This is a genomic window from Reyranella soli (genome assembly GCF_007992495.1).
GTDB classification, from domain to species: domain Bacteria; phylum Pseudomonadota; class Alphaproteobacteria; order Reyranellales; family Reyranellaceae; genus Reyranella; species Reyranella soli.
This window is the reverse complement of sequence record NZ_BKAJ01000275.1, coordinates 1-7121: the sequence shown is the minus strand read 5'-3', so window position 1 is coordinate 7121 and position 7121 is coordinate 1. Positions and strand designations below refer to the sequence as shown.

Annotated in this window: 9 protein-coding genes and 1 pseudogene; 7 read left to right on the top strand and 3 right to left on the bottom strand. The window is 66.6% G+C overall.

Features of this window, described 5'->3' with window-relative positions:
* Positions 1-8 precede the first annotated feature (8 nt).
* A complete protein-coding gene (gene hrcA, locus RSO01_RS45345) occupies positions 9-1037 on the bottom strand; it encodes a heat-inducible transcriptional repressor HrcA (RefSeq protein ID WP_246159253.1) in 1029 nt (342 codons plus the stop codon).
* A gap of 215 nt (positions 1038-1252) precedes the next feature.
* Between hrcA and rph the strand changes: the two genes are divergently transcribed.
* The 4 genes from rph to RSO01_RS45325 are packed head-to-tail and all read left to right on the top strand — an operon-like array spanning position 1253 to position 4648.
* The gene (gene rph, locus RSO01_RS45340; protein ID WP_147157215.1) at positions 1253-1987 is read left to right on the top strand and encodes a ribonuclease PH; all 735 of its coding nucleotides are present in this window, start codon (positions 1253-1255) and stop codon (positions 1985-1987) included.
* A complete protein-coding gene (gene rdgB, locus RSO01_RS45335) occupies positions 1987-2601 on the top strand; it encodes an RdgB/HAM1 family non-canonical purine NTP pyrophosphatase (protein ID WP_147157214.1) in 615 nt (204 codons plus the stop codon). Before rph ends, rdgB begins: the two co-directional genes overlap by 1 nt.
* Positions 2598-3761, top strand: a complete 1164-nt coding sequence (gene hemW / locus RSO01_RS45330) for a radical SAM family heme chaperone HemW (RefSeq protein WP_147157213.1) — start codon at positions 2598-2600, stop codon at positions 3759-3761. The genes rdgB and hemW overlap by 4 nt, the downstream gene beginning before the upstream one ends.
* A complete protein-coding gene (locus RSO01_RS45325; RefSeq protein WP_147157212.1) occupies positions 3758-4648 on the top strand; it encodes a transporter substrate-binding domain-containing protein in 891 nt (296 codons plus the stop codon). The genes hemW and RSO01_RS45325 overlap by 4 nt, the downstream gene beginning before the upstream one ends.
* Positions 4649-4909: 261 nt before the next feature.
* On the opposite strand, the gene RSO01_RS49360 is transcribed toward RSO01_RS45325, so the two are convergent.
* Positions 4910-5062: a hypothetical protein gene (locus tag RSO01_RS49360; protein ID WP_246159252.1), complete on the bottom strand. Its 153-nt coding sequence runs from the start codon at positions 5060-5062 to the stop codon at positions 4910-4912.
* On the opposite strand from RSO01_RS49360, the gene RSO01_RS50230 reads away from it, so the two are divergent.
* Positions 4997-5371, top strand: coding sequence for a transposase (locus RSO01_RS50230; protein WP_373868006.1), 375 nt, complete (start codon positions 4997-4999; stop codon positions 5369-5371). The genes RSO01_RS49360 and RSO01_RS50230 overlap by 66 nt on opposite strands.
* On the opposite strand, the gene hspQ is transcribed toward RSO01_RS50230, so the two are convergent.
* Entirely contained in the window at positions 5319-5687 is a 369-nt protein-coding gene (gene hspQ / locus RSO01_RS45315; RefSeq protein ID WP_246159251.1) for a heat shock protein HspQ, read from the bottom strand. The two genes, RSO01_RS50230 and hspQ, sit on opposite strands and share 53 nt — an antisense overlap.
* Before the next feature lie 226 nt (positions 5688-5913).
* Between hspQ and RSO01_RS45310 the strand changes: the two genes are divergently transcribed.
* On the top strand, positions 5914-6762 hold the full coding sequence (locus RSO01_RS45310; RefSeq protein ID WP_147157211.1) for an MBL fold metallo-hydrolase: 849 nt from the start codon (positions 5914-5916) through the stop codon (positions 6760-6762).
* Between the two features lie 10 nt (positions 6763-6772).
* Positions 6773-7121 (top strand): annotated as a pseudogene (locus RSO01_RS45305) (class I SAM-dependent methyltransferase); the annotation flags it as partial.

Below are 7121 nucleotides of genomic sequence, written 5' to 3'. Positions count from 1 at the left end.
GCGCTCCCTTAGCCGACGACGCGACCGATCGTACGTGCGGTGTAGTCGACCAGCGGGATGATCCGCGCGTAATTCAATCGCGTCGGGCCGATGACGCCGATGGCGCCCAGAATGCGTTCCTGCGAATCGCGGAACGGCGCCACCACCATCGAGCAGCCGGTGTTGGCGAACAGGGGATTGTCGGCGCCAATGAAGATCTGCACGCCCGAGGCCACGTTGGCGAGCTCGAGCAGGCGCACGAAACTCTCGCCGCGCTCCAGCGCATCGAACAGCGTGCGCACGCGTTCGAGGTCTTCTATGGCGGTGATGTCCTCCAGGAGCCGCGCCTGGCCGCGCACGATCAGCGCGCTGCCCGGCTCGCCGGCCCAGGTCGCCATGCCCGATTCGATCACCTTGGCCGTGAGCTCGTCGAGCTCCGCCCGCTTGACCTTGAGATCCTCTACGATGAGACGTCGCGACTCCTCGATGGTGCGGCCGATCAGACGCGCGTTCAGATAATTCGTCGCCTCGACCAGGGCCGAGGGCGGCATGCCGATCGGCGTGTCGATCACGCGGTTCTCGACGTGACCCGATTGGGTGACCGTGACCACCAGCGCGCGGCCCGGGCCGAGATTGACGAACTCGATGTGTTTCAGCGGCTGCTCGGTCTTGGGCGCCATGACGACGCCCGCGCAGCGCGACAGGCCGGATAGAAGCGTGGTCGCCTGTTCCAGCGCCTCGGTGACGGAGCGGCCGACCGTGGCGCAACGCGCCTCGATGCTTTCGCGCTCCTCCGGCGACAGGTTGCCGACTTCCAGCAGGCCGTTGACGAACAGACGCAGGCCCGCCTCGGTCGGCAGGCGCCCGGCCGAGGTGTGCGGGGCATAGAGCAGGCCGAGATCCTGCAGGTCGGCCATGATGTTGCGGATGGTGGCGGGCGACAGCGTCTCGGTGAGCTTGCGCGTCAGCGCGCGCGACCCCACCGGCTCGCCGGTCTCGACGTAGCCTTCGACGACGTGCCGCAGCACCTCGCGGGCACGCTCGTTCAACTCGGCCACCGAGGCAGTCTGCCGCGGGCCCACCGGGAGGTCGCTGAGGACGCCTCGAACCGGTCCGATCCGATGTATGGCCATGGAACAAACGTAGGTAGTGCAAGAGGTCCGGTCAACGCACGCGCCAGGGATAGCTGGATTTGGCCGGCCCGCGGCGCTACACCGGCCGGCCGCTGTCAGCCCACTGCTTTCCGCGGCCTTTGCCTTATTCAGGAGAAACCATGCGCCCTTCCGGCCGCGCCCCCGACCAGCTTCGCCCGGTGTCCCTCGAACCGGGCTTTTCGCGCCATGCCGAAGGGTCGTGCCTGGTCAAGTTCGGCGACACCCATGTGCTGTGTACCGCCTCGATCGACGAGCGCGTGCCGCCCTGGATGCGCAACACCGGCAAGGGCTGGGTGACCGCCGAATACGGCATGCTGCCGCGCTCGACCCATACCCGTACCGACCGTGAGGCCGCCCGCGGCAAGCAATCGGGCCGCACTCAGGAGATCCAGCGCCTGATCGGCCGCTCGCTGCGCGCCGTGGTTGACCTCCCCGCCATGGGCGAGCGGCAGATCAACATCGACTGCGACGTCCTGCAGGCCGATGGCGGCACGCGCACCGCCAGCATCACCGGCTCGTGGGTGGCGCTGCACTTCGCCTTCGAGCGCCTGATCAAGGAAGGCAAGCTTTCAGCCAGCCCGATCACCGGCCAGGTCGCCGCCGTGTCGTGCGGCCTGTGGGAGGGCACGCCCGTGCTCGACCTCGACTATCCCGAGGATTCCAAGGCGCAGGCCGACGCCAACTTCGTGCTGACCGGCTCGGGCGGCATCGTCGAGGTGCAGGGCACGGCCGAGGACAAGCCGTTCAGCGAGCCGGAGTTCATCGCCCTGCTCGAGCTCGCCAAGAAGGGCATCGGCGAGCTGACGCGCCTGCAGCGCCTGGCGATCGGCCCCTCTTCCATAAAGTCTCCCTGATGGCTCGCCGCTTTGCCCTGCCCAAGCTGGTTGTGGCGACCCACAATCGCGGCAAGGCGGGCGAGATCCGCACTATGCTGGCGCCGTTCGGCGTCGAGATCGTCTCGGCCGGCGAGCTTGGCCTGCCGGTGCCGGACGAGACCGGCACGACGTTCGAGGACAACGCGACCCTCAAGGCCCTGGCGGCAACGCGCGCCAGCGGTCTGCCGGCACTGGCCGACGATTCGGGCCTCAGCGTCGCGGCGCTCGACGGCCAGCCCGGTCTCTACACTGCCGACTGGGAAGGCCCGACGCGCGACGCCATGGTCGGCATGAAGCGCATCCAGGACGAGCTCGCGAAGCGCAAGGTGCCGGATACCGACGCCGCCCGCACCGCCACCTTTCATTGCGTGCTGGCGCTGGCTTGGCCTGATGAGCACGTCGAGATGGTGCACGGCACGCTCGATGGCCGCATCGTCTGGCCGCCGCGCGGCACGGGCGGCCATGGCTACGATCCCTGCTTCCAACCGAAAGGCGACACGCGCACGACGGCGGAGATGACCGACGCCGAGAAGAACGCCATCAGCCATCGCGGCCGCGCCTTCCGGATGCTCGTGGAGGCCTGCTTCAAATGACGCCGCCGACGCGGGGGCCCTTGGGCATTTACGTTCATTGGCCGTTCTGCAAATCGAAGTGCCCCTACTGCGATTTCAATTCCCATGTCCGCGATGGAGTTGATCATTCACGCTGGCGCGACGCACTGCTGAAGGAACTGGAGCACGCCGCGCGCGAAGCGCCCGGGCGACGCGTCGAGACGATGTTCTTCGGCGGCGGCACGCCCTCGCTGATGCAGCCCGAAACCGTGGGCGCGGTGATCGAGCGCGTGAAGGCATTGTGGGACACAGCAGGCGACATCGAGATCACGCTCGAAGCCAATCCGACCTCGGTCGAGGCGTCTCGCTTCGCCGCGTTGGCTGAAGCCGGCGTCAATCGCGTGTCGCTCGGCGTGCAGGCGCTCGATGCGGCATCGCTGCGGTTCCTTGGCCGGGAGCATTCCGCCGACGAGGCGATCGAGGCCATCGCCACGGCGCGCCGGCACTTCGCGCGCTATTCCTTCGACCTGATCTATGCCCGGCCCGGCCAGACCGAGGCGGCCTGGGCGGCCGAGCTCGAGCAAGCGCTGGCGTTGGCCGGCGAGCACCTGTCGCTCTACCAGCTCACCATTGAGCGGGGGACACGCTTCTTCACCGACCATGCCCGCGGCGCCTTCGCCCTGCCGGGCGAGGACGAGGCGGCGGCGATGTTCGAGCTGACGCAGCAGCGGCTCGCGGCTGCCAGCCTGCCGGCCTACGAGATTTCCAATCACGCCCGGCCCGGGGCTGCCTGCCGCCATAATTTGATCTATTGGCGGTATCAGGATTACGTCGGCATCGGGCCGGGGGCGCATGGCCGGTTCGCCGAGGGCGCCGGCAAGCGCGCCACCCGGCGGGCGAGCGGGCCGGAGGCTTGGCTGGAGGCCGTCGAGCGCCACGGCCATGGCACGGCGGAGACGACCCTGGTTGCCGGGCAGGATCTGGTGGAGGAGGCGTTGATGATGGGACTGCGGCTGGCCGAGGGCATCGACCGGGCCATGTTCGCGTCCACGACCGGGGCCGACCCCGTGGCGGCGCTGGGTGAGGACCGTTTGGCCCCTCTGACCAAGGCCGGCTACCTCGAGGTCGACGCCACGCACCTTCGGGCGACCCCCGCCGGCCGGCAGCGGCTGAACGCGGTGCTGGAGCGGCTGGTCGCATGAGGTTCCGGGCCATCTTCCTGGCGTTCGTGGCGATGGCCAATATGGCGGGAGCCGGCGTGGCCCTGGCCCAGCAGCAGACGCCGCCGCAACCGCAGCAGGCGCCGCCCAAGCCGCCGGCGAAACCCGCCGCGCCGCCGGCCAAACCGGCAGCGGCGCCGGCCAAGTCGACTTCGAAGTTCCCGCCACCCGCCTTCAAGATCACGGTGGCGACCGAGGCGGGCTATCCGCCGTTCAATTACCTCGACCGCAAGGGCATGCCGGCCGGCTTCGAGATGGAGCTGGCACAGGAGGCCTGCCAGCGCATCAAGGCGGAGTGCGAGTTCGCGGCCTTCAAGTGGGACGACCTGATCCCGGGCCTCATCGAGAAGAAATTCGACGTCATCATGTCGTCGATGGAAGTGACCAGCGAGCGGCGCAAGCGCATGGGCCTGTCGCGCCGCTATTATCTCTCGCCCGGCGCCTTCATCGCCGCCAAGGGTGCGCCGTTCGACGGGCCGCCGTCGCTGTTGCGCAACAAGCGCATCGGCATCCAGAAGGATTCGACGCACGCCGACTGGGCCGACAAGAGTTTCCGCCGCTCCGCCCAGCTCAAGCGCTACAACACCATCGCCGAGGCGCTCGATGCGCTGGCCAAGAACGACGTCGACGCGGTGTTCGGCGACAAGGCGCAGCTCTGGCTGTGGAGCCAGAAACCCGAAGGCAAATGCTGCGAGATCGTCGGCCAGGACATCAAGGACAACCAGACGCTCGGCCTCGGCGTCTCCGCCGGCCTGCGCAAGGAAGACCAGAAGCTGCGCGACGCGCTGAACAAGGCGTTCAGCGAGATGGTGTCCGACGGGACTTACAAGAAGATCAACGACAAGTACTTCCCGTTCCCGCTGAACTAGCTCTTCGTCCTCCTCTTCCTCTTCCGGACCGCGCGCTTCCAGCGCGCTCATGAGGTGCCAAAACCGGTGATGAGCATGGCCCACAAGGGATGGCATTCTCGAGGCTATCTTCCCCACTTCGACTCAGCCGAAACGGTTCAATTCATCACCTTTCGGCTCTTCGATAGTCTTCCTCGAGCAGTTGCCGAGGCTCTTGCCAAGCTCCCAGACAATCTGGCCAAGACGGATGAAAGGCTGGACGGTGGCCTAGGTGCGTGCTGGCTAGGGCAACCAGCCGTCGCCGAGCTGGTCGAGAATGTCATCCTGCACTTCGACGGTGAACGCTATCGCGTGCTCAGTTGGTACATCATGCCAAATCACGTCCATGTCGTGGTCGAGCCTGGCGACGGCAACAGGCTGGGTGACATAGTCCACTCGTGGAAATCCTATTCGGCCAACCGGGCAAACACTATTCTCGGTCGAACCGGACCGTTCTGGCACAAGGACTTCTTCGACAGGTTCGTTCGAGATGAAGGCCATCTCGCGCGGACGATCGACTATGTCGAGAACAATCCCGTGAAACTGGGCTTGCTCGCACCGCTAGTGCATGGGCCTGGAGCTCAGGTCGCTTCCGAGCATGAGCGCGCTGGAAGCGCGCGGTCCGGAAGACACTTGAGCCCGATACTTCCTGCTAGTGCAGCGCGCGGTCTCGCGAGACGTAGTGGCCGCGCTTCAGCTCCTTGAAGAACTGCGGCACCTGCGGGTGCGACACCGGCTTGCCGGTGTCGTCGGGCAGGAGGTTCTGCTCGGAGACATAGGCGACGTAGGTGGTCTGCGCGTTCTCGGCCAGCAGGTGATAGAACGGCTGGTCGCGGCGCGGCCGCACCTCCTCGGGAATCGACGCCAGCCAGTCCTCGGTATTGGCGAACACCGGGTCGACATCGAAAATGACGCCGCGGAACGGGTAGACGCGGTGTTTCACCACCTGGCCAATGGCGAACTTCGCCTTGCGCATGGGCGGTTGGACAATCGCATGGGCAGCCTGGTTTTCGATTTCCATGACAAAAGTATTGCTCCGAACTGGTCCGCAAGCAACGCGCACAAGCAGCGAACTGGCCGCTGATTTGACCGACCCATGCAAGAAAGCGTGATAAACTCACCTGTCTGCAGCCTACGCGAGGCTTCGGGCAAATTTGCACCCACCCTCCCACCGGCGGTGCGCGACCTTGGCCTCGGTTGACGACAGCAGCCGGCCCGTGGACTCTGCGCGCCGAGGGAAGGTCGCATTGGCGAATGGTCTAAAAGTCCGTTTTTGGGGAGTACGAGGCTCGATATCCTGTTCAGGCGCCGAGTACACGCGCTATGGCGGCAATACGTCGTGCCTGGAAGTCACCGCCGGCGGCCGTCGCCTGATCTTCGATGCCGGCTCCGGCATCCGGCCGCTCGGCCTCGAGCTCGCCCGCCAGGCACCGATCGACATCGACATCTATTTCACCCACACCCATCTCGACCACATCATGGGCCTTACCTTCTTCGCGCCGCTGTTCGAGAAGCGCAATTCGGTGCGCCTGTGGGCCGGCCATCTCCACGCGCCGCACACCCTGAAGAAGGTCGTGAGCAACCTGATGCAGGCCCCGCTCTATCCCGTCTCGCTGGAAGTGTTCCAGGCGCAGGTCGAGTTCAACGAGTTCACGAGCGGCCAGACGCTGGCCTGCGGCGACATTGCGATGCGCACGGCGCCGCTCAATCATCCGCAGGGCGCCACCGGCTACCGCATCGAATACGGCGGCAAATCGATCTGCTACATCACCGACACCGAGCAGCAGGGCGACGGGCTCGACGAAGCCATCGTCGATCTGTGCCGCGGCGCTGACGTGATGATCTACGATTCGAGCTACACCGACGCCGAATATCCCCGGTACAAGGGCTGGGGCCATTCGACCTGGCAGGAAGGCATGCGCGTCGCCGACGCCGCCGGCGTGGGCACGCTCGCCATCTTCCATCACGATCCCAGCCACGACGATGCCTTCATGGACGGCGTGGCGCGCGAGGCCGCAGCGGCGCGTCCCGGCACCGCTGCCAACGGCCTGCCGCGCGCGATCGTCGCCCACGAAGGCCTGACCCTCAGCCCGTGAGTATTGCGCCATGACTGGGCCCAGCCTGCGCGGTCGCTGGCGACGGCTGAAGTTGGGATTGCCGACCGTGCTTGGCCTCAAGCCGCGCGGCTGGTTCATCCCGCATCGCTATGCGCCGTTGCTGCCGCCGCCCGGCGCGCAGCCGCCCTATCCCGCGATCGAACGGCTGTTCGATGAGGCGAAGGCCGTCTTCACCGGCGTGATCGACGCGGTCGACGCGCACGCCGCCCAGCTCGAGGGCCTCAAGAGCCTGTTCGACCAGTCGTGGTTCCCCTCGCTCGACGCCGCCGTGGCCTACGCCCTGGTGCGCGAGCGCAAGCCTCAGCACATCATCGAGGTCGGCTCGGGCCATTCGACGC

Coding starts and splice junctions, on each gene's coding strand:
- rph (WP_147157215.1), top strand. CDS start 1,253: ATGCGCCCTTCCGGCCGCGCCCCCGACCAGCTTCGCCCGGTGTCCCTC.
- rdgB (WP_147157214.1), top strand. CDS start 1,987: ATGGCTCGCCGCTTTGCCCTGCCCAAGCTGGTTGTGGCGACCCACAAT.
- hemW (WP_147157213.1), top strand. CDS start 2,598: ATGACGCCGCCGACGCGGGGGCCCTTGGGCATTTACGTTCATTGGCCG.
- RSO01_RS45325 (WP_147157212.1), top strand. CDS start 3,758: ATGAGGTTCCGGGCCATCTTCCTGGCGTTCGTGGCGATGGCCAATATG.
- RSO01_RS50230 (WP_373868006.1), top strand. CDS start 4,997: ATGCCAAATCACGTCCATGTCGTGGTCGAGCCTGGCGACGGCAACAGG.
- hspQ (WP_246159251.1), bottom strand. CDS start 5,687: ATGGAAATCGAAAACCAGGCTGCCCATGCGATTGTCCAACCGCCCATG.